The 19,900-nt window shown below is 66.7% G+C and carries 21 protein-coding genes and 1 other RNA gene; 13 read left to right on the top strand and 9 right to left on the bottom strand.

Features of this window, described 5'->3' with window-relative positions; translation table 11 throughout:
• The first annotated feature begins 158 nt into the window (after positions 1-158).
• From ftsZ to HLAC_RS04435, 5 genes are all read left to right on the top strand, one after another.
• Positions 159-1,319, top strand: coding sequence for a cell division protein FtsZ (ftsZ, locus tag HLAC_RS04455; protein WP_015909649.1), 1,161 nt, complete (start codon positions 159-161; stop codon positions 1,317-1,319).
• A gap of 129 nt (positions 1,320-1,448) precedes the next feature.
• Positions 1,449-1,625 carry a protein translocase SEC61 complex subunit gamma gene (locus HLAC_RS04450; RefSeq protein ID WP_006628863.1) on the top strand — a complete coding sequence of 59 codons (177 nt, stop codon included), beginning with the start codon at positions 1,449-1,451 and terminating at the stop codon, positions 1,623-1,625.
• The gene (locus HLAC_RS04445; protein WP_015909648.1) at positions 1,625-2,077 is read left to right on the top strand and encodes a transcription elongation factor Spt5; all 453 of its coding nucleotides are present in this window, start codon (positions 1,625-1,627) and stop codon (positions 2,075-2,077) included. Before HLAC_RS04450 ends, HLAC_RS04445 begins: the two co-directional genes overlap by 1 nt.
• Positions 2,078-2,169: 92 nt before the next feature.
• Complete coding sequence (artA, locus tag HLAC_RS04440) at positions 2,170-3,132, top strand: archaeosortase A (protein WP_015909647.1); 963 nt, start codon at positions 2,170-2,172, stop codon at positions 3,130-3,132.
• Between the two features lie 180 nt (positions 3,133-3,312).
• Positions 3,313-4,560, top strand: a complete 1,248-nt coding sequence (locus HLAC_RS04435; protein ID WP_015909646.1) for an MgtC/SapB family protein — start codon at positions 3,313-3,315, stop codon at positions 4,558-4,560.
• A 32-nt stretch (positions 4,561-4,592) separates the two neighbouring features.
• Here HLAC_RS04435 and HLAC_RS04430 read toward each other — a convergent pair whose 3' ends face one another.
• Positions 4,593-4,967 carry a CBS domain-containing protein gene (locus HLAC_RS04430; protein ID WP_015909645.1) on the bottom strand — a complete coding sequence of 125 codons (375 nt, stop codon included), beginning with the start codon at positions 4,965-4,967 and terminating at the stop codon, positions 4,593-4,595.
• Between the two features lie 147 nt (positions 4,968-5,114).
• On the opposite strand from HLAC_RS04430, the gene HLAC_RS19445 reads away from it, so the two are divergent.
• Positions 5,115-5,372: a hypothetical protein gene (locus HLAC_RS19445; RefSeq protein WP_015909644.1), complete on the top strand. Its 258-nt coding sequence runs from the start codon at positions 5,115-5,117 to the stop codon at positions 5,370-5,372.
• On the top strand, positions 5,362-5,589 hold the full coding sequence (locus HLAC_RS19440; RefSeq protein WP_015909643.1) for a hypothetical protein: 228 nt from the start codon (positions 5,362-5,364) through the stop codon (positions 5,587-5,589). Before HLAC_RS19445 ends, HLAC_RS19440 begins: the two co-directional genes overlap by 11 nt.
• A gap of 46 nt (positions 5,590-5,635) precedes the next feature.
• On the opposite strand, the gene HLAC_RS04420 is transcribed toward HLAC_RS19440, so the two are convergent.
• On the bottom strand, positions 5,636-6,022 hold the full coding sequence (locus HLAC_RS04420) for a CBS domain-containing protein (RefSeq protein ID WP_015909642.1): 387 nt from the start codon (positions 6,020-6,022) through the stop codon (positions 5,636-5,638).
• 50 nt (positions 6,023-6,072) lie between these two features.
• On the bottom strand, positions 6,073-6,870 hold the full coding sequence (gene dph5 / locus HLAC_RS04415; RefSeq protein WP_015909641.1) for a diphthine synthase: 798 nt from the start codon (positions 6,868-6,870) through the stop codon (positions 6,073-6,075).
• 171 nt (positions 6,871-7,041) lie between these two features.
• Between dph5 and HLAC_RS04410 the strand changes: the two genes are divergently transcribed.
• The 3 genes from HLAC_RS04410 to lrpA1 all read left to right on the top strand — a co-directional run bounded on the left by HLAC_RS04410 (position 7,042) and on the right by lrpA1 (position 10,414).
• A complete protein-coding gene (locus HLAC_RS04410; protein ID WP_015909640.1) occupies positions 7,042-8,937 on the top strand; it encodes a 2-oxoacid:acceptor oxidoreductase subunit alpha in 1,896 nt (631 codons plus the stop codon).
• A 3-nt stretch (positions 8,938-8,940) separates the two neighbouring features.
• Positions 8,941-9,879 (top strand): thiamine pyrophosphate-dependent enzyme, encoded by a 939-nt coding sequence (locus HLAC_RS04405; RefSeq protein WP_015909639.1) that lies wholly within the window; start codon positions 8,941-8,943, stop codon positions 9,877-9,879.
• A gap of 106 nt (positions 9,880-9,985) precedes the next feature.
• Positions 9,986-10,414 (top strand): HTH-type transcriptional regulator LrpA1, encoded by a 429-nt coding sequence (gene lrpA1 / locus HLAC_RS04400; protein ID WP_015909638.1) that lies wholly within the window; start codon positions 9,986-9,988, stop codon positions 10,412-10,414.
• Between the two features lie 47 nt (positions 10,415-10,461).
• Here the strand turns inward: lrpA1 and HLAC_RS04395 are convergent, their stop codons facing one another.
• The 3 genes from HLAC_RS04395 to HLAC_RS04385 form a co-directional block, all read right to left on the bottom strand.
• On the bottom strand, positions 10,462-10,998 hold the full coding sequence (locus tag HLAC_RS04395) for a GNAT family N-acetyltransferase (protein WP_015909637.1): 537 nt from the start codon (positions 10,996-10,998) through the stop codon (positions 10,462-10,464).
• Between the two features lie 170 nt (positions 10,999-11,168).
• Entirely contained in the window at positions 11,169-14,321 is a 3,153-nt protein-coding gene (gene ileS / locus HLAC_RS04390) for an isoleucine--tRNA ligase (protein ID WP_015909636.1), read from the bottom strand.
• Between the two features lie 78 nt (positions 14,322-14,399).
• Positions 14,400-14,867: a pyridoxamine 5'-phosphate oxidase family protein gene (locus HLAC_RS04385; RefSeq protein ID WP_015909635.1), complete on the bottom strand. Its 468-nt coding sequence runs from the start codon at positions 14,865-14,867 to the stop codon at positions 14,400-14,402.
• Positions 14,868-14,971: 104 nt separating this feature from the next.
• Here HLAC_RS04385 and HLAC_RS04380 point away from each other — a divergent pair, with 104 nt between their 5' ends.
• Entirely contained in the window at positions 14,972-15,997 is a 1,026-nt protein-coding gene (locus tag HLAC_RS04380) for an aldo/keto reductase (RefSeq protein WP_015909634.1), read from the top strand.
• A 29-nt stretch (positions 15,998-16,026) separates the two neighbouring features.
• On the opposite strand, the gene HLAC_RS04375 is transcribed toward HLAC_RS04380, so the two are convergent.
• Positions 16,027-16,485, bottom strand: a complete 459-nt coding sequence (locus HLAC_RS04375) for a DUF7992 family protein (protein WP_015909633.1) — start codon at positions 16,483-16,485, stop codon at positions 16,027-16,029.
• Positions 16,486-16,641: 156 nt separating this feature from the next.
• Here HLAC_RS04375 and HLAC_RS04370 point away from each other — a divergent pair, with 156 nt between their 5' ends.
• Positions 16,642-17,055 (top strand): DUF7548 family protein, encoded by a 414-nt coding sequence (locus HLAC_RS04370; protein ID WP_015909632.1) that lies wholly within the window; start codon positions 16,642-16,644, stop codon positions 17,053-17,055.
• A 67-nt stretch (positions 17,056-17,122) separates the two neighbouring features.
• Positions 17,123-17,434: signal recognition particle sRNA (ffs, locus tag HLAC_RS13645), an RNA gene on the top strand.
• A 49-nt stretch (positions 17,435-17,483) separates the two neighbouring features.
• Here the strand turns inward: ffs and HLAC_RS04365 are convergent.
• Positions 17,484-18,758: an ATP-binding cassette domain-containing protein gene (locus tag HLAC_RS04365; RefSeq protein ID WP_015909631.1), complete on the bottom strand. Its 1,275-nt coding sequence runs from the start codon at positions 18,756-18,758 to the stop codon at positions 17,484-17,486.
• The gene (gene btuC, locus HLAC_RS04360; protein ID WP_015909630.1) at positions 18,755-19,897 is read right to left on the bottom strand and encodes a vitamin B12 ABC transporter permease BtuC; all 1,143 of its coding nucleotides are present in this window, start codon (positions 19,895-19,897) and stop codon (positions 18,755-18,757) included. Before btuC ends, HLAC_RS04365 begins: the two co-directional genes overlap by 4 nt.
• Positions 19,898-19,900: the final 3 nt, after the last annotated feature.

Below are 19,900 nucleotides of genomic sequence, written 5' to 3'. Positions count from 1 at the left end.
GAGCGCGGTCGGCGGATCGAGAGCGCCCTCGAGAGCGCCCTCGCGAGCGATCGCTGACACGCCGGTTTCGACGGCTCTCAAGACCGTCTCCCGCCGTCTGACTCGCGTCAGACGATCGGGCAAAAATAAATACGTCCGGCTCGCAACCACACCATATAATGGACTCTATTGTAGAGGACGCCATCGACGAAGCCGAGGAATCCCCGGTAGATGACTCCGGGGAGGCCGGCGCCGGCGAGAACGGCGCAACCGCCGGAGCCCCGCCTCAGACCGGAACGATGACCGACGACGAGCTGCAGGACGTCCTCCAGGACCTCCAGACGAACATCACCGTCGTCGGCTGCGGAGGCGCCGGCGGCAACACGGTCAACCGGATGACCGAGGAGGGGATCCACGGGGCGAAGCTGGTCGCGGCCAACACCGACGTTCAGCACCTCGTCAACATCGAAGCCGACACGAAGATCCTTATGGGCCAGCAGAAGACGCAAGGTCGCGGCGCCGGCTCCCTCCCGCAGGTCGGTGAGGAGGCCGCCATCGAGTCCCAAGAGGAGATCCAGGACGCCATCGACGGCTCCGACATGGTGTTCGTCACCGCCGGGCTCGGCGGCGGCACGGGGACCGGGTCCGCCCCGGTCGTCGCGAAGGCCGCCCGCGAGTCGGGCGCCCTGACCATCGCCATCGTCACGACCCCCTTCACTGCCGAGGGCGAGGTCCGACGAACGAACGCCGAGGCCGGCCTCGAACGGCTCCGCGACGTGAGCGACACCGTCATCGTCGTCCCCAACGATCGCCTGCTCGACTCGGTCGGGAAGCTCCCCGTTCGGCAGGCGTTCAAGGTGTCCGACGAGGTCCTAATGCGCTCGGTGAAAGGTATCACGGAGCTCATTACGATGCCCGGACTCGTCAACCTCGACTTCGCCGACGTTCGCACCGTCATGGAGAAGGGCGGCGTCGCGATGATCGGGCTCGGCGAGTCCGACTCCGACTCGAAGGCGCAGGACTCGGTGAAATCGGCGCTCCGCTCGCCCCTGCTCGATGTCGACATCTCCAGCGCGAACTCCGCGCTGGTCAACGTCACCGGCGGGACCGACATGTCCATCGAAGAGGCAGAGGGCGTCGTCGAGGAGATCTACGACCGGATCGACCCCGACGCCCGGATCATCTGGGGAACCTCCGTTGACGAGGAGCTGGAAGGCGAGATGCGGACCATGATCGTGGTGACCGGCGTCGAGTCGCCGCAGATCTACGGCCGCAACGGCGAATCGGCCGAGGGAGAAGGAGAAACGCCCGAGATGGAAGACATCGACTACGTGGAGTAGTCGCGCCGTCGACGACGAATACGGGTCGACTCATCGATCTCTGTCCGTCTCCGTCCGTTTTCATCCGCCCCTTCCCGTCCGCCTCGCATCAAAAGGTAAAAACCGGATCACCACGAATTCTCTCGTAACATGGACGTTCCGTACGACCTCAACAGCTACATTCGGGTGCTGAAACTGGCGAGCACGCCGAGCACCGACGAGTTCCTCCAGGTGTCGAAGATCGCCGGGGCCGGGATCCTCCTCATCGGCTTCATCGGCTTCCTGATGTTCGCGATCATGAGCCTCCTGCCGGGGGTCGGCGCGTAATGCCGATCTTCTCGGTCAAGACCACCGCGAGGCAGGAGCGGACCGTCGCCGACATGCTCGCGGAAAAGGAGATGCCGGAGATTCAAGCCGTCATCGCCCCCGACCAGCTGACGAGCTACGTGATGGTCGAGGCCACCGACGGGAGCGTATTCGCCCGAATCCTCGACGAGATCCCCCACGCTCGCGGCGTGATTCAGGGCTCGGAGGGCCCGGCGGAGAGCCCCTTCTCCGAGGTCGAGCACTTTCTCTCGCCGACCCCCGACGTGGAGGGGATCGCCGAGGGCGACATCGTCGAGCTGATCGCCGGCCCCTTCAAAGGCGAGAAGGCCCGCGTCCAGCGGATCGACGAGGGGAAAGACCAGGTGACTGTCGAGCTGTACGAGGCGACCGTTCCGATTCCGGTGACGGTCCGTGGCGACCAGATCCGCGTGCTCGACTCGGACGAGCGCTGAGCGGTCGGACCGCTCCGATCTCTCGTTCGATCTACCCGAGGATTCGTCGGTAACGACAAGGGCTTTATCCGACGCCGACTGACGCTTCGGACATGTTTGGTTCCGGCGTGCCGGCGGTTCTAACTCTGTTGCCGGACACGTTCACGTTCGCTTGGCTCGTCGCGATCCTCTTCGCCGTCGCGTGGCTGCTCGACAGCCGCGGGCTGGCGGCGGGTCGCTCGCTCGCGGCCGGCACGTGGGCGCTGTTCGGGCTCTTCTGGCTGACCACGGTGCCGTACTTCGCGTTCGAGCACCAGAGCTACGTCGAGTCGATCCTCGCGCTCGTCGGGGTTCCGGCCTGTATATACGCCGGCTACCTGCTGTACAACGGGCGGGGGTCGCTGTTCACCCTCACGCGAGCGATCGCGATCATGCTGTTCATCTACCTCCCGTTCGAGACGATTCCGGCGTTCACGCTCGGCGGCATGGCGTTCCCCGAGCCTCGCCGGATCCTCATCGAGGCGGTCGCGACCCAGACCGGGATGCTCATCGACCTACTCGGCTACGTGCCGGAGCGGGTGGCGAGCAGCGAGGGGTACAACGCGGCCTACCTGTGGACGCTCGACGACGGACACACCTACCGGATCGACATCGTGCTCGCCTGTACAGGACTCGGGAGCATGGCGATCTTCGGCGGGCTCGTCGCGGCGGTCGAGGCGCCGCTGCGACGGAAGCTCCGCGGGCTCGCGGTGTCGGTCTCGCTCATCTACGTCCTCAACATCCTCCGGACGACGTTCATTTCGGTGGTCGCGGGCAACCAGTACATGCAGTGGTACCCGGACCTCGTGTTGGCGATGTTCGGCGCGAGCGACCCCTACCGCGTGTCGTTCCTGATCTCCGACCGGATCATGAGCCAGCTGCTCGCGGTCGTGGCGCTGATCGGCATCACCTTCCTCGTCGTGCGAGAGCTGCCGGAGCTCGTGGTCATCCTCGAAGACGTGCTCTACCTGCTCACTGGCGAGGAGCACGACTTGACGGAGGCGCTCGAACTCCCACGGGAGCCGACCAACCGCTGACGCGGCGTCCGAGACGTGAGCGCCCGTATTTCGGGATTGCGCTCTGCTACAGAATGTTACTATATGGACATATATGGTAAGCTATAGGCGTCGCTGTCGACTGCTTCAGCGTATGCACGCGACGACTCCGTCGGGTAGGGACCCGGGGCGACCGCGACGGCGACGACGGGGTGACGCCCCGTGTTGAGCGCCATCGACCCGCTGGTCTACCTCCAGACGAACGTCGCGAAGCTGGTCTTGGCGACCGCGCTGGGGATGTTTCTGGGCCTAGAGCGGGAGTGGTCTCAAAAATCCGCAGGTATCCGAACGTTCGCGCTGATCAGTCTCGCGGCGGCCGTGTTCTCGCTGCTCGGCCACGACGGGCTCCTGATCGTCGGTGGGGCGCTGATCGTCGCCATCGCGGTGCTGCTCGCGGTCCGGAGCTTTGTCGAGGAGGCGGTTGATGGGCTCTCGCTGACTACGTCGGTGTCGATGCTCGTCACGTACGGGGTCGGCGCGCTCGTCGTCGAGGAGTTCTTCATCGAGGCGGTGACGGTGGCGATGCTCTCCTCGCTACTGCTCGTGTTGAAACGCGAGCTTCACCAGTTCGCGTGGGGGCTCTCGCGGGAGGAGGTTCGCAGCGCGGTCGAGTTCACGATCATCGCGTTCGTTGTCTTCCCGCTGCTCCCGGCGGAGACCATCGACCCGTGGGGCGCGGTCCAGCCGCGTCTCATCTGGTCGCTGGTCGTCGCCGTCAGCGCCATCGGCTTCGTCAACTACGTGCTTGTAAAGCGGTACCAGGGGCGCGGTTACGCGGTCACCGGCTTCTTCGGTGGGCTCGTGAACTCGACCGCGGTCGTCGCCGAGATGGCCAAACGCGCGAAGGGGCAGGCGGACTTACTCGATATCGCCGTCGGCTCGATCCTGCTCGCGAACGCCGCGATGGCCCTCCGGAACGCCGCGGTCGTCGCCGTCTTCGTCCCCGAGGCCGCCCTGATCGTGGGCGCGCCGCTGGGCGCAATCACGGTCGCGGGCATCCTCATCGCAGTGTGGCGCAGCGACTGGCAGACGACGATGGAGGCGGAGCTCACCTCGCCGTTCAGCCTCCGGAACGCGCTGACGTTCGGAGCGCTGTTCCTCCTCGTGCTCGTCGTCTCGGCGGGCGCCGAGCGGACGTTCGGCGCTGGCGGGTTCGTCGCCACGTCGTTCCTCGCGGGACTCGTCTCCTCCGGGACGGCGACGACCACGGCCGTCTCGCTTCTGGGAACCGGTCAGATAAGCGTCGACACCGCGGTCGCGGGGGTCGTCGCGGGGACGGTCGCGAGCGTCCTCGTCAAGACGGCGTTCGCCGCGAGCATCACGCGAGAACTGGTCCGGCCGGTGCTGTTCTGGAACCTCGTGTTGATCGCGGTGGGTGTCGTGGTCGGTGCACCGCTGCTCCTCCGATAAACGCCGCGAGAGACCTGCCGGCCCCGGCCCACTCACGAAAGGTGTTCGGCGATATCGGTCGAAGAAACCATCCCGACGTAGTCGTCGTCGACGACCGGGAGGTGTTTCACGCCGTACATCGTCATCATCGCGGCCACCTCCTCCATCATGAGGTCCGGCGTCACGGTCTCGACGTTCCGGGTCATCACGTCCCGAACCGTCGTCTCCGTGGTATCTTCCCCCTCGGCGACGGCGCCGACGATATCGCTTTGTGTGACGATACAGCCGCCGCCGGTCGTCACGACGAGTGCGCTGATGTCGCTATCGCTCATCCGACGCGCCGCTTCCCGGAGCGGCTCGTTCGCCCCGATCGTTTCGAGGGGTGTCGACATGACCTCGCTGACGCGGGTCCGGTCGTTCAGATCCATACCATGCCATGTGATAGCAGATCTGATTACTCTTCCGGTGTCTGACGCCGTCCGATCAGTCTGACTTCCGCGACGGGCTGGCGAATGGCCGGGGGAATGATGTCGTTCGGACGAGCATATATACGCATTCGTGCCTATATTATTCATATGGCAGGGGTTCTCAGCTTGTTGGACGACTTCGGAACTCGGTCGTTGATCACGCACGCCATCATGTCGATAACGCTCCCGCTGGGATTCCTCATCGGGCTCACTGTGGACTCGCAGCTCGGGCTGGTGTCGTTCGTTGCACTGTTGAACTTCACCGCAGGGATGTGGATCTGTCAGTCTATCCACTCGCTCGGTGCGGAGGCAAGTGACGACGAATACGACGGCGTCATCAACGAGATCAGGGCTTATGTCAAGTGATAACGGGATCGACGCCGCGCGGCTCGGGCGTCTCCTACTGCTGATCGGATTCGTCACGGCGGTCTCGCTGCTGACGTCCGCGCAGGTCCTCCCGAACGACTTGTTCTCCGTCGCCGTCGTCGCTATCGGGAGCATCGCACTCGTCACCGCGATAATCGGCTTCCTGATCGCGGCGGGCGCCACGTACGACGATCAGATATCCGCGTCGGGTCGCTAGTCGGCTGGGAACTGTCTTTCGAGCGATTCACTCACCGCCGGGAGGGTCACCGCTGCTCCGAGACGTACGTCGTGAGATCGGTCGTCGAGACTATCCCGACCAGCTTGCTGTCCGCGGTGACCACCGGCAGGTGCGTGTACCCTCGGTCCGTCGGCTCGGCGAGTTCCTCGACGGAATCGTCGGGAGACACGGTGACAATGTCTGTCGTCATGAACGCCTCGACGGGAGTCTCGTCTTCCGGGTCGTTCCGTCGGACGAGCGAGACGAAGTCCGTCGCGGTGATCAGCCCCGCGAGGTGTCCGTCGTCGTCGACGACGAGGATAGAACTCACTCCCGTCTCCAGCATCCGGTTCGCCGCGTCCGCGGCGGCCGCCCCCGGGTCGATCGTGACGAGCTCAGTCGACATCAGCCGCTCGATGGGAATGTCTGCCATGAACTATGATAACGTTGGACCGGGATATCAAACAACCGGTCGATCCGGAGTTACTCCTCGACGAGCTCCGCCGGCGCGCCCGCCAGGCCGACGAGCGCGTCGGCCTCGACGTGATGGAGGTCGCCGGGGATCACGAGCAGGTGGAGCGGGTCGCCGAACTCGCGGTCCGCGAGCGCGCTCAGGCGGTCGGCGGCGACGACCGCGTCGGGCGAGCCCGCGCGGGCGACGACGACCGCGAGCGCGTCCTCCCACCCGTCGGCGAGAAGGCCGGCAGCGACGTCGGCGGTCATGTACTCCTCGTGGTCCGGGTCGGGGCCGGTCGGTCCGGTGCCGACCTTGATGTCGAGGTAGACGACGGTGTGGAGCCCGCGCTCGCGGTTCGCCTCGATGGTGTCGATCACGCTTCCGGGCACGTCGTCGCCGCCGTGAGCGTACGGGAACGGGAGCGTCGTCGCCTTGCCGAACCGGTAGTTCTGGAGCCCGGTGAGACTCGACGCGGCCGACTGGGCCGTCACGCCGTGGATCACGCGGGTGTCGATGCCGCGCTCCTCGGCGCGCAGCCGGAGGTCGGTGTGAGTCGTCGAGATCATCGTGTCGCCGGCGGTGAGGAAGGCGGTGTGGCCGTCTTCCGCCGCCGCGAGGATCGCCTCCGGATCCTGCTCGACGCCCTCGCGCGCCCGGACCTCTATCTCCGTGTCGTGGTACGCTTCCAGGTCGTCGACGTCGGCGCCGACCAGTCGGCTGGTGTAGAACTCGGCGAAGACCCGGTCCGCGGACCGGAGCGCCTCGCGCCCCTCGACGGTGATCGACCGCTCGTCGTAGAGGCCGAGACCGATGAATGTGAGCATACGGCCCGTCGGGCGGGCGGCGAGTAAAAGGGCGCGGAACGGATCGCGGCCGTTCGCAGCGGGTAGCACCTAAAGGTCTTTCATGATTGTTCCTTGTGATTCCATAGCAAGCCCTAAGAGGTAACCAATACAAAGTCGAGTCACTAGGCCCTCACGGGCTCACATACCACTATGACTGACGACGAACTCATCTGGCGGATATCGGGGGGATCCGGTGACGGGATCGCTTCGACCAGCCAGAACTTCGCGAAGGCCTTGATGCGATCGGGGCTCAACGTCTTCACGCATCGCCACTACCCGTCGCGGATCCGCGGGGGCCACACCTACACCGAGATCCGAGCGTCTTCGGATCCGGTGAAATCCCGCGGGGACGGCTACAACTTCCTGCTCGCGCTCGGCGACTCGTTCGCCCGCAACCCGCAGGAAGAGGCCATCTACGGGAACGAAGAGATCAAGCCGCTCTCGGAGAACTTGGACGAACTCCGCGAGGGCGGGGTCATCGTGTACGACGAGGGGCTCCTCGACGCCTCCGAGATTCCGGACTTCGAGGAGCGCGTAGAGGAGAACAACTGGCACGTATACTCCCTCGACCTCCGCGGACTCGCGCGCGATCAGGGCCGCGAGGTCATGCGCAACACCGCCGGCGTCGGCGCGACCTGCGCGATCACCGGGATGGACCTCGACCACGTCCAGGACCTCATGCGCGACGCGATGCCGGAGAAGATCCTCGAGCCGAACCTCGAGATCCTCCAGATCGCCTACGACCAGGTCCGCGAGGAGTACGACGTGGACGCCTCGGACGTGTCGGTGCCGACCGGCGAACACGACGAGACGCAGCTGCTCATGTCCGGCTCGGACGCCATCTCCTACGGCGCCATCGACGAGGGCTGCCGGTTCATCGCCGGCTACCCGATGACGCCGTGGACCGAGGTGTTCACCATCATGACGAAGAACCTGCCGAAGCTCGGCGGGATCTCCGAGCAGGTCGAAGACGAGATCGCGGCGGCCGCGCTCGCGGTCGGCGCCTCGCACGCCGGCGTAAAGGCCATGTCCGGCTCCTCCGGCGGCGGCTTCGCGCTGATGTCGGAGCCGCTCGGGCTCGCGGAGATGACGGAGACTCCCGTCGTCCTCGTTGAGGCCATGCGCGCCGGTCCCTCGACCGGGATGCCGACGAAGCCGGAGCAGTCCGACCTCGAACACGTCCTGTACACCTCACAGGGCGACTCCCAGCGCGTCGTCTTGGCGCCCGGGACCGTCGAGGAGGCGTACGAGCAGTCGCGAATCGCCTTCCGGCTGGCCTACGAGTACCAGATCCCGTCGATCCTCCTGTACGACCAGAAGCTCGGCGGCGAGCTGGTGAACGTCCCGAAGAGCCACTTCGACCGCGAGCCGAACCCGACCCTCGGGAAGACGCTCTCGGAGGACGCGCTGGCCGACGAGCCGCACTCGGCCGACGGGAAGTTCCACCGGTTCCAGCACGACGTCGAGGACGGCGTCTCCCCGCGGTCGATCCCCGGCCAGAAGGGCGGCCGCTACCTCGCGACCGGCAACGAACACGACCCCACCGGCCACATCTGCGAGGACGCGGACAACCGCGTCGCGCAGATCGACCGCCGGACCCAGAAGCTGGAGGCGATCCGAGCCGACCTCGACACCGAGGACACCGGCTCGTACGCCGGTCCCGACGACGCTCAGTACGGTATCCTCACGTTCGGCAGCCAGCAGGGCACCGTCGAGGAGGCGGTCGGCCGGCTCAACGACGACGGAATTTCGGTGAAATCGTACGGCGTCTCCGACATGCTTCCGTTCCCGACGGAGCAGGTCGAGGCGTTCGTCGAGAGCGTCGACGAGGTCCTCGTCGTCGAGATGACGGCGTCCGGACAGTTCCGCGGGCTCATCCAGAAGAACCTCGGCCGCTACGGCGAGAAGCTGTCGAGCCTGTTGAAGTACAACGGGAACCCGTTCGAGCCGGCGGAGATCGTCGACGGGTTCGAGGCCGCGATCATCGAGGGCGACGGCGATGCGTCCGGCCATCAGACCACCTTCGTCCCAGCCGCAGGTGACTAACTCATGAGCACGTTTTCAGCAATCGGAGAGGAACGAGAGATCGACCGTGACGAGTACACCCCCGGCGTCGAGCCCCAGCCGACCTGGTGTCCGGGTTGCGGCGACTTCAGCGTCCTGAAGGCGCTCAAGCAGGCGCTCCCGGAAGTCGGGCGCACGCCCGAGGAAACTCTGCTGTGTACCGGTATCGGCTGTTCCGGCAAGCTGAACAGCTACCTCGACACGTACGGGTTCCACACGATCCACGGGCGCTCGCTGCCCGTGGCCCGCGCCGCGAAGCTCGCGAACCCCGACCTCGAAGTGATCGCCGCCGGCGGTGACGGCGACGGCTACGGGATCGGCGGGAACCACTTCATCCACACGGCCCGGGAGAACCACGACATGGCGTACATCGTCTTCAACAACGAGATCTTCGGGCTCACGAAGGGGCAGACCTCCCCGACGAGCCCGAAGGGCCACAAGTCGAAGACGCAGCCGTCCGGCAGCGCCAAGGAGCCGATCAAGCCGCTCTCGATGTCGCTCAACGCCGGCGCCTCGTACGTCGCCCGCACGGCCGCAGTCAACCCGAACCAGGCCAAAGAGATCCTGATTGAAGCGATCGAGCACGATGGCTTCGCGCACGTGGACTTCCTGACGCAGTGCCCGACGTGGAATAAGGACGCGCGCCAGTACGTCCCCTACATCGACGTCAACGAGTCTGACGACTACGACTTCGACAAGACGGACCGCGTCGAGGCCGCAGAGATGATGCGCGAGACCGAGGAGTCGCTGTACGAGGGCGAGGTCCTCACCGGCCGCTTCTACGTCGACGAGGACCGGCAGTCCTACGGCGCGGAGAAGCAGGCGATCGGCGAGATGCCCGAGGAGCCGCTGGCCGAGCGGTACTGGGACGACGACTACGAGTGGGAGCGCTCTCACGACAAGTTCCTCGACAAGCACGCCTGACGCGGTCGTAGACCGGGATCGCCCGTCGATCCTGCTGCGATTCGTCGTCCGTTCGTCTGATTTTTCGATTCGCAAGGTATTTTTTCTGCCGAGACAAAGAATCAGTATGAGTACGGTATCGACGGAAGAACGGATTCTATCTGTGTTGGAGGAGGACGCGCAGGCCTCCTGTGCGGAGATAGCCGACCGGGCCGATGTCTCGAAGCCGACGGTGCGAAAGTACATCGACCGCCTCGAAGAGAAGGGCGTGATCGTCGGCTACTCCGCGGAGGTCGACCCGAAGAAGCTCTCGTCGCAGTCGATCGCGATGGTCGGGATGGACGTCGACTCGGGACAGTACGTGGGCGCGACTCGAAAGCTGAAGGATCTCGACGAGGTGCAGGCGCTGTACACCTCTTCTGGCGACCACATGCTGATGGCTGAGGTCCGCGCCAGCGACGGTGACGAACTCGGCGACGTCATCTCAGAGAAGCTCCTCGGCGTGGACGGCGTCACCGCGGCGCACCCCTCCTTCCTCCAGGAACGGTTGAAGTGACGACGGTTCGTCGGGCGATCAGCTAGTTCGGTCTGTCCGCGTCGCGGTCACCGAAGCGCGTCCACGTCGGTGACGACGATCGACTCGTCACCCGCCGGGCCGCGACAGGTGCCACGGTGGACGAACCCGTGCGCGCTGAAGAACTCCGTGGCCCCGGGGCTGTCGGCGGGAACGGTCGCGCGAAGGGTTCCGACGCCTCGGTCGGCCACCGATGACGCGATGCGGGCGAGCAGCTCGCTCGCGACGCCTTCGCCCGCGTGGTTCGGGTGGACCCACAGCGCGAGCAGTTCGGCCTCTCGGTCGCCACCGTTTGCGTCTCTCGCGTCGTCAGCCGATTCTTCCGCGTCTGTCGATTCGTCGGTCGTTACCTCCACGTCGGGGTGAGCGATGGCAACGCCCACCGGCCCCTCTTCGTCCTCCATCAGGAACGACCACTCGGCCTCCGCGGCGGCCTCGCGGACGCCGGCGGCGGACACGTCGAGAAGGGGAGCTCCGATATCGTCGAAGACGGTCGCCTCGCGGGCCCGCGAGACCGCCGTCCGCAGCGCCTCCGCATCGTCGGGCCGCGCCGCCCGGACATGCATGTACGACCGTGGGTGGAGAAGTCACCTATAGGTTTCGGGATGACAACGTTTCGCAGGGCTCTGAGAACGGGAATAGTAAGAACGATCAGTTACGCGGCGGTTCCGCGTCTGACATCTTCGTGATCGCACGGACCGTCGTGCGTTCACCTGCGAAGGCCCCGATCAGGTCGTCACGCGACCGGTTCGATTCCGATCGTGACCGCGACACCTTCGACCTCCCACTCCTCGACGAGACCGCCCTCGGCGTCCGCGGCGTCGCTCGGGTCGTCGATCCACGCGTCGGCGCGCACCTCGCCGGCGATCAGGTCGGCGTGCTCGTCGACGAAGTCGGCCACCCGATCGTCGTCGACCGTGACGCCGACGCGGATCCGGGCCTCCACGTCCAGATCGAGCTCCTTGCGCATCTCCTGAATCCGGCGGATCACGTCGCGGGCGTAGCCCTCCGATTCGATCTCCGGGGTCAGGGAGGTATCGACGTAGACGGCGCCGCCGTCGAAGTCGGCACCGGAGACGTGTTCCGGCGGCTCCGCGACGTACTCGACCATCTCGTCGGCGAGGTCGACCGGATCGCCGTCGACGGTCACCTCGCCGCCCTCGACCGCCGCGCGGGTCGCGCCCTGCACCGCGTTCATCACCTTCTGGGCGTCGGCGCCGAAGGCGGGACCAATCGCACCCATCTGCGGCTCGGCGGTCTCGACTAACTCGTCGAAGGCGTCGGTGACGGTCACTTCGCGGGCGTTGACGCGGTCGGCGATCAGATCCGAGAGCCGCTCGACCGCGGCGATCACGTTCTCGTCGTCGCTCTCGACGACCACGCGCGGCACGGGCCAGCGGAGCTTGCGACCGGCCTGCTGACGGGCGTTCGCGGCGGCCTCCTCCACGTCGCGGAGGACGGCCACGTCACGCTCAAGCTCGGGATCGTGGAGATCCTCGTCGGGCTCCGGGTAGTCGAGCTGGTGGACGGTCGTGGCCTCACCGTCGAGCGTCTGGTACATGCGCTCGGTCATGTACGGCGCGATCGGCGCGAGCAGCCGGGTCGTCTCGTCGAGGGCGGTCGCGAGCGTCGCGTAGGCGCCGCGCTTGGAGGCGGAGTCGGCCTCCTCCCACATGCGGTCGCGGACCGCCTTCACGTAGAAGCGCGACACGTCCTGCGTAACGAACTCGATCACGGCGTTGACGGCGTCGCTGACGCGGTAGTCGGCCCACGCCTCCGTCACCTCCGTCTCGACGGACTGGAGCCGGGAGAGCACCCACTCGTCGACGAGTTCGAGTTCGCCGTCATCGAGGTCGGCCTCGGCGGGGTCGTAGCCGTCGAGATCCATATACTCTAGCGGGAATCGGAAGACGTTCCAGAGAATGTTGAGCTTCCCCTGCAACTCACCGAGTCCGTCCCATTCGAACGCGAGGTCGACTCCCTGTTGGTCGTGGCTGAGCAGGTAGGTGCGGAGCGGGTCGCGGCCGGCGCGCTCGATCGCCTCCTCGGGCGTGACGATGTTACCGACAGACTTGGACATCTTTCGGCCGTTCTCGTCGTTGGCGAACCCGTGCATGAGGACCTCTTCGTAGGGAATTTCTCCGACTGCGGCGGTTCCCATCCCGAGCTGCGACCAGAACCAGCCGCGGGTCTGGTCGTGCGCCTCGACGATGAAGTCGGCGGGCCACAGCTCGTCGTGGGCGGTCTCATCGCTCGGGTACCCGAGCGTGCCCCACGAGGCCACTGAGGAGTCGAGCCACACGTCGAACACGTCCTCGACTCGGCGGTAGGTGGTCCCGTCCTCGACGACCGTCAGGTCGTCGACGGCGGGGCGATGAAGGTCGATCGTCTTGGGGTCGATGTCCTCCTCGACGCGCTCGCCGAGCTCCTCGCGGGTGCCGATCACGATCATATCGTCGTCGAGGTTCCCGGCCTCGGCGTCCTCCGGCACCCAAATCGGGATCGGGATCCCCCAGTAGCGCTGGCGGGAGACGTTCCAGTCGGGCGCGTCCTCGATGAAGTCGCGGAACCGGTTGTCCCGCGCCCACTGCGGGTGCCACTCGGACTGCTCCATGTTGTCGAGGAGGTCCTCCTTCACGTCCGTGATCGAGATGAACCACTGGTCGGTGACCAGCTGGATGATGCCGGTGTCACACCGCCAGCAGTGCCCGTAGCTGTGGTTCACTGTGCCGTGCGCGAGCATGTGGCCGTCGGCGACCAGGTCGTCGACGATGTCGTCGTTGGCGTCGCGGACGAACTCGCCCGCGTACTCCCCGGCGGCCTCGGTGAATTCGCCGTTGGGACCGACCGGACAGTAGATGTCGAGGCCCAACTCGCTACCGCGGTGGAAGTCCTCCTCCCCGTGTCCCGGCGCGGAATGGACGAGTCCGGTGCGGTCGGCCTCGACGTAGTCGGCGGCGTACACCTGCCCGGCGCCTTCGAAGTTCGGGTATTCGGCGACGTGGTCGGCGAGCGGGTGGTCGTACGCCCAGCCGACGAGCTCTGCGCCCGACAGCTCGGCTTCGACCTCGTACTCCTCGTAGCGACCCTCCTGGAGCACGTCCTCGACGCAGTCGGCGGCGACGTAGATGAGTTCGCTCTCGCCGTCCCTCTCGGCGCGGACCGCGTTGTAGGTGAGGTCCTCGTCGACGGCGACGAAGGTGTTCGCGGGAATGGTCCACGGCGTCGTCGTCCAGATGACGAGACTTCCCTCGCGGTCGGCGAGCGGGAACTTCACGTAGATGGAGGGGTCCTCAACGTCCTCGTATTCGACCTCGTTGTTGGCGAGTCCGGTCTCACAGCGCGGGCATTGCGAGATGGAGCGCTTCCCCTGCTCGACGAGCCCGTTATCGGCGACGTTCGAGAACGCCCACCACGCGGCCTCCATGTACTCGGGATCGATCGTCTCGTAGGGGTCGTCCCAGTCCATCCACACGCCGATCGACTGGAAGTCCTCGTCCATCGCCGCCCGATTGCGTAGGGCGAACTCTTTGCACTTCTCGATGAACGATTCCATGCCGTACTCCTCGATGTCCCGCTTGTTCTCGAAGCCGAGTTCCTCCTCGACTTTCACCTCGATCGGGAGTCCGTGCATGTCGTAGCCCGGGCGGTCGGTGACGCGGTGGCCGGTCATCCGCTTGTGGCGGATGATCGCGTCCTTCAGCGTCTTGTTCCACGCCGTGCCGAGGTGCATCTGGCCGGAGGTGTACGGCGGCCCGTCCACGAAGAAGAAGGGCGGGTCGTCGGCGTGCGCCTCCTTCGCCGAATCGTAGGCGTCGCTCTCGTCCCAGTACTCGTCGACCGCCGACTCGACGTCCGCGGGCGTGTACTGGTCGTCGATATCGTCCATATCCGTTGGTCTTCGCGCGCATATTTGAATACGGCGGAGTCGGCATCACCCGGCCACATCGACGCCGCGTAACCGGCGTTAGCGATCTGCGGCCGGCGTCTTTCGTCCCGTCAGTGTGTCGATCACGAACTCGGCGATGACGATGTCGACGTCTTCGATGGCCTCGTCGAAGACGCGGATAGGCGTGAAGTGACGGTTGATCTCCGCCGTGTCGAAGCGCTCGCGTTCGGCCTCGGACAGTTCGGTGAGCCGCCCAGTGACGACGACGCTCCACGAGTCGATCTCCTGTGGATCGTCGGTAGGCTCTGTGCCGTGGACGACGTAGCAGGCCGTGTCGGTGGCCTCCCAGAACGCCCGCTTCGTACTCCCGTCTCGTAATCCGAGACGGAAGTAGAGCTTCTCGCCGTCGTAGTAGTGCGCCAGCGGAAGTGCGTACGCGTCGTTACCCCGTGCGGGCGAGAGGACGCCAGACGGCGCCGTGCGTAACCGCTCGGTCGTCTCGGCGTCGTCCATCCCGCGAGTGTACGCGTACTTTATGTGTTCCATGATAACTATCCGCGGGGAATCGACTTAAACATCAAGTCCGGGGTGCCCCGATCGGCCGAAACGGGGTCACGGCGTTTTATGCCCACAGAACGGGTGGGTTGGGTATGGACTACCGACGGCTCGGTAACACGGGTCTCAACGTCTCCGAGCTCTGCTTCGGGACGTGGCGCTTCGGACGAGAGACGAACGGCGTCGTCGAGACGGGCCGCGAGGAGGCGCACGAACTCCTCGACGCGGCGGCGGACCACGGGATAAACTTCATCGACACCGCCAACGTGTACGGGACGCCGAACGGGAAAAGTGAGGAGTACATCGGCGAGTGGCTCGCGGAGCGCGAGCGCGAGGATTACGTGATCGCCTCGAAGGTGTACTTCCCGTTCGACGGGCGCGGCGAGCCCGGTCCCAACGATTCGGGGCTGGGGCGCAAGCACATCCGGGCGCAGGTTGAGGGGACGCTCGACCGGCTCGACACCGACTACCTCGACATCTACTACATCCACCGCTGGGACGAGGAGACGCCCATCGAGGAGACGATGCGGGTCCTCGACGAGCTTGTCTCGGAAGGGAAGATCCACTACCTCGGCGCATCGACGATGGCGGCGTGGCAGTTGATGAAAGCGCTGTGGACCGCCGACGCCAACGACTACGCGCGCTTCGACGTGGTCCAGCCGCTCCACCACGCCGGCTACTACGAGGACGTGAGCGAGTACCTCGACGTGTGCGCCGATCAGGATCTGGCCGTCTGCCCGTACTCTCCGCTGGCGGGCGGGTTCCTCACCGGGAAGTACGAGCGCGCCGATCCGGACGATCCCAAGCAGGTGATCGCGCCGGACGGCTCGCGAGCGAGCCTCGACGACCGGTTCGAGCGCTTTTACCTCTCCGAGCGCGGCTGGAGGGTGCTCGATGCGGTCCGCAAGGTCGCCGACGAGTGTGACGCGACCCCCGCGCAGGTCGCGCTCGCGTGGCTCACTGAGTGGGACGAGTTCACCTGCGTTCCCATCGTCGGCGCGCGCACGACCGACCAACTTGCGGAAAACGTCGCCGCGACCGACCTCGATCTCTCCGACGCCCAGTGGGACCGAATTATGGATGCGCGGTACGACCCGGACGGGAACCTCTGGGGGCACTAACCGGCTGAATCACCCGGGAGCGCCGCGCGCTACTCCTCGAAGTCGGGCAGGTCGTCGGGCGCTTCGAAGTCGGCCTCCCAGTCGATGTACTCCTCTTTGAGCGTCTCGCAAACGATCTGCCCGAGCTCCGTAAGTCCCGCGTTAATCGCGGAGACGGTCCCCCACGAGTCGAGATCTGGGTGGAGGTCGCGCTCCTTCCAGTCTTCGGGGAGCCCGGGAGCGTGGTAGCCGACGCGGTCGGCGAAGTCGTCCCAGAAGAAGTCGAATCGGGAGACGAGTCCGAGGTCGACGGCGATCGCCCAGTCCTCCTCGTCCATGTCGGTGGTGTCGGACCACTCGGAGAACGCGTCCTCCCACGCGCCTTCGTGGAGGAGCGCCTCCAGATCGTCGCGGCGGTACTCGCCGCCAGCGACCTCCGCGTCCTCGTACTCGTTCGGGTCGACGGCGGCGAGTTCGGGCGGCTCCGGCGAATCGACGTCGAGGCTCATGCGTTCCCCTCCGCACCGGTGACTCAAAACGGTACGGGAGCGCGTCGGCGCGAGGAGGGGTGGCGCGGCGACAGACGCCTCGAGAACAGAGCGCCTCGCGAAGACACCCCGCCCCAATCCGGTCCTTTTACCGCTGTCCCCCACCCAACCTCGGACATGGAGCTCCGCGACATCTCGCGTCGAGTGGGGATCGCCGCCGGCGTCGTCACCGTGCTCGCGCTCGCCGCACCGTACGCGGTCCTGTCGGGGGGATCGTACGCGTCGCAGCTCGCCGACTACTACGCGTCGGGAGTCGTCGGTGGCGCCGGAATCGCCCTATTCGCGCTGCTCAGCGTCGTCGTCGTCGCCTCTGTCGAGCGCGGTAACCTCGACCCCGGAACCCTCGCCGGCGCCGCGGTCGTCCTCGGCGTTGCGACGACCCTGAGCGCGGCGGCGTGGGCGACGGCGATCGAGCCGAGTCCGATGTTCCGCGACAACCTCTGGCTGGTGTGGCACGCACGCGTCGTCGTCGCGCTCTCCGTGTTGATACCGGTCGCCGCCGCCGCGTACGCCCGAGAGCTGCTGGCATAGCGTCGGCTCACGACGCGACCAGATATCCGGCGAACGAAAGGCCCTTAAGGTGGAGCCGTATACTTCGAAGTGGACTAGGTCGGGCGGTTAGGCCCCGCTCGTCACCCGTGAGGTAGTCTTTAGCGGGGACCGAACAGCGGGCGCGTCCGGTCTGACCGGCGCGGGCCCCGAGAGCCAACGTGGAAGCCTCGTCCGCCGGGGACAGCGGTCCGCGACGCCCGCTCGCAGGAGCGGTCCGTCGCGGTTCGTCGGCGACACTGGGTCAGGCGCGGAAGCGAGCAGCCCACCGCCGGACGCCCGTCGCTCGTCGGGTCGCGGGGTGGAGAAGGCAACCGGGATACCCCACGTCGGAACGCCGGGCCACCCCGCTTGTCCGCCATTCATACCCGTTTTCACACCCGTTAGCGACGGTGCCGTTTCACCCGGTCTTATCGGTCCGGCGCGGTGTCCGCAGTTCTCCCGCGTACCGCGTCGAGCAGTTCGCCGTCGTCAAATGTGTCGTCCACGTGTGCGATTCGGTCGCTTGCGGTCAATACCGCTGCGTTCGCTGCGGTTTCGCCGCCTGCTTCTGATCCCGCTTTCCCCGCCTCCCCGACCGCGACCGTCACGTCGGCCTCCCGCGCGAAGACGACCGCCTCGGCCCGCCGTTCGGGCGGGACCGCCGCGAACGGAGGCGCCGTCACGATCTGCGCATCCGCGTCGGCAGCGATCCCAGCGGCCGCGTCGCCCTCGGGAATGACGCCGACGGAGACGGCGTGACCCGCCGCGGCCAGTCGCGCGACGGCCCGCCCTGCTGGTTGACCGCTCCCGACGACGTGGATCCGGAGCAACTCTGCCAGTTCGGCCGAGTCGGCCGAGTCGCCCCCGCCGCCCCCGTCGAACGCGGTGACCGTCGGCGATCCCGTCGCCGGATTCTCGCCGACGAACGCCTCGGCGTCGAACGCGTCCCGGAGCGTCCCCGCCGTCAACACATCCTCGGGCGGGCCGGCGGCCCGGACGCCGCCGTTCGCGAGGACGACAATCTCGTCGCAGTACCGCGCGGCCATGTCGAGGTCGTGGATCGCCGCGAGCGCGGCGCGCCCGTCGTCGACGAGCCGCCTGACGAGTTCGAGGGTCCGGACCGCGTGATTCACGTCGAGGCTGGCCGTTGGCTCGTCAAGCAGCAACGACGGGGTTTCCTGTGCCAGCGCCCGGGCCAGCAGGACCCGCTGGCGCTCGCCCCCGGAGACCTCGGTGATCGCTCGGTCGGCGAAGCGCGCGACGCCCCCGGCGTCCATGGCCTCGCGGACCGCACGCTCGTCGTCGGGGCCGTGGCCGTCGAACCGCCCGAGGTGCGGCGTCCGTCCCATCTCGACGATCTGCCGCACCCGGAAGTCGAACGCGAGACTCGTCTCCTGCGGGACGCTGGCGACCCGCCGTCCGGCCTCGCGCGCGGACAGCGACTCGGCGGGGTCACCGTCGAGCAGGACCTCGCCGGCGCCGGGCGAGAGCGTCCCCTTGATCGCCCGGAGGACGGTCGTCTTCCCCGCACCGTTCGGGCCGACGAGCCCCACGATCGACCCGCGCTCGACCCGAAGATCGACCCCCGAGACGACCGGTACGTCACCGAAAGAGACCGACAGGTCGCTGACCTCGATCGGGGGGATCTCGGCGGCGACCGGCGACGGATCGGTGTCGCCGGCGGGAGACTGTTCAGCGGTCACAGCTCGTGCACCTCCCGGGTCACGAGCAGGTAGATGAAGAAAGGCGCGCCTACGGCCGCGGTGACGATTCCGACCGGTAACTCCGTGCTTCCAGACCGCGCGAGCGTGTCGGCGGCGACGAGGAACGACCCGCCCGCGAGCGCGGCGCTCGGGAGTAGGACGCGGTGATCGGGGCCGACGACCAGCCGGAGCATGTGCGGGACGATCAGCCCGACGAAGCCGATGACCCCGGCGAAGGCGACGCCCGCAGCCGTGATCAGCGCCGAGGCCCCGAGCAGGATTCGCTTCGTGCGCTCGACCGCGATACCGAGCCCCTGGGCCTCCTCCTCGCCGAGAAGCATGACGTTGAGGTCGCGAGCGTACACCAACAGGACGCCGAAAAGCGGCGGCACGACGACCGCGGTGACGGCGACATCACTCCACGCGGCCCCGGAGAGATGGCCCATCAGCCACGCGACGATCCGGCGGAGCGACTCGCCGGCCTGCAGCTGGAGGTACGAGATGACCGCGCCGAGAAACGTCTGGACGGCGACGCCGGCGAGGAGCAGGGTCGCGACCGGCGTCCGACCGTGCCGGGTCGCGATGGCGTACACGCCGAAGGCGGCGACGAGCGCCCCGACGAACGCGAAGAGGCTGACGCCGGCACCGTACGAGAGCGCTATGTCGACCGCGCCGACGACCGGGAGCGTCAGGGTCGTCGACAGCGCGACGGGGAAGACGATGAATGTGACGGCGCCGACCGCCGCGCCCGAGGACACACCGATGATCGACGGGTCCGCCATCGGGTTGCGGAAGAACCCCTGCATCACCGTGCCGGCGGCCGCGAGCGCGAATCCCACGAGTGCGGCCATGAGGATCCGCGGGAGCCGGACGCCGACGACGATCCGCTGGTGCACGTCGTTGACGGGAAAGGCGAACGGCGACCGGTACGCGAGGTCGATGCTCGGAAGTGTGAGAAGTCCGACACCATGCGAGGTCGTCTCGACTCCGACGGGAACAACAAGCGCGTTTAACACCGCCATCACCACCTCAGCGGGCGGAATCCGGACGGGACCGATCGCGGCGCTTACGACTACCACGACGGCCAGCGCCGCCGCTAACGCTGCGGACCACCCGACCGACCGTCCCCAGGCACTCATTCG

It is taken from the genome of Halorubrum lacusprofundi ATCC 49239, from assembly GCF_000022205.1.
Taxonomy (GTDB): Archaea; Halobacteriota; Halobacteria; order Halobacteriales; family Haloferacaceae; genus Halorubrum; species Halorubrum lacusprofundi.
Note: the sequence above shows the minus strand (reverse complement) of the source record. Positions and strands in the feature narration are given on the sequence as shown.

Excerpts from the sequence above, each read along its gene's own strand:
- ftsZ (WP_015909649.1), top strand. The coding sequence starts at position 159 with ATGGACTCTATTGTAGAGGACGCCATCGACGAAGCCGAGGAATCCCCG.
- HLAC_RS04450 (WP_006628863.1), top strand. The coding sequence starts at position 1,449 with ATGGACGTTCCGTACGACCTCAACAGCTACATTCGGGTGCTGAAACTG.
- HLAC_RS04445 (WP_015909648.1), top strand. The coding sequence starts at position 1,625 with ATGCCGATCTTCTCGGTCAAGACCACCGCGAGGCAGGAGCGGACCGTC.
- artA (WP_015909647.1), top strand. The coding sequence starts at position 2,170 with ATGTTTGGTTCCGGCGTGCCGGCGGTTCTAACTCTGTTGCCGGACACG.
- HLAC_RS04430 (WP_015909645.1), bottom strand. The coding sequence starts at position 4,967 with ATGGATCTGAACGACCGGACCCGCGTCAGCGAGGTCATGTCGACACCC.
- HLAC_RS19445 (WP_015909644.1), top strand. The coding sequence starts at position 5,115 with ATGGCAGGGGTTCTCAGCTTGTTGGACGACTTCGGAACTCGGTCGTTG.
- HLAC_RS19440 (WP_015909643.1), top strand. The coding sequence starts at position 5,362 with ATGTCAAGTGATAACGGGATCGACGCCGCGCGGCTCGGGCGTCTCCTA.
- HLAC_RS04420 (WP_015909642.1), bottom strand. The coding sequence starts at position 6,022 with ATGGCAGACATTCCCATCGAGCGGCTGATGTCGACTGAGCTCGTCACG.
- dph5 (WP_015909641.1), bottom strand. The coding sequence starts at position 6,870 with ATGCTCACATTCATCGGTCTCGGCCTCTACGACGAGCGGTCGATCACC.
- HLAC_RS04410 (WP_015909640.1), top strand. The coding sequence starts at position 7,042 with ATGACTGACGACGAACTCATCTGGCGGATATCGGGGGGATCCGGTGAC.
- HLAC_RS04405 (WP_015909639.1), top strand. The coding sequence starts at position 8,941 with ATGAGCACGTTTTCAGCAATCGGAGAGGAACGAGAGATCGACCGTGAC.
- lrpA1 (WP_015909638.1), top strand. The coding sequence starts at position 9,986 with ATGAGTACGGTATCGACGGAAGAACGGATTCTATCTGTGTTGGAGGAG.
- HLAC_RS04395 (WP_015909637.1), bottom strand. The coding sequence starts at position 10,998 with ATGCATGTCCGGGCGGCGCGGCCCGACGATGCGGAGGCGCTGCGGACG.
- ileS (WP_015909636.1), bottom strand. The coding sequence starts at position 14,321 with ATGGACGATATCGACGACCAGTACACGCCCGCGGACGTCGAGTCGGCG.
- HLAC_RS04385 (WP_015909635.1), bottom strand. The coding sequence starts at position 14,867 with ATGGAACACATAAAGTACGCGTACACTCGCGGGATGGACGACGCCGAG.
- HLAC_RS04380 (WP_015909634.1), top strand. The coding sequence starts at position 14,972 with ATGGACTACCGACGGCTCGGTAACACGGGTCTCAACGTCTCCGAGCTC.
- HLAC_RS04375 (WP_015909633.1), bottom strand. The coding sequence starts at position 16,485 with ATGAGCCTCGACGTCGATTCGCCGGAGCCGCCCGAACTCGCCGCCGTC.
- HLAC_RS04370 (WP_015909632.1), top strand. The coding sequence starts at position 16,642 with ATGGAGCTCCGCGACATCTCGCGTCGAGTGGGGATCGCCGCCGGCGTC.
- btuC (WP_015909630.1), bottom strand. The coding sequence starts at position 19,897 with ATGAGTGCCTGGGGACGGTCGGTCGGGTGGTCCGCAGCGTTAGCGGCG.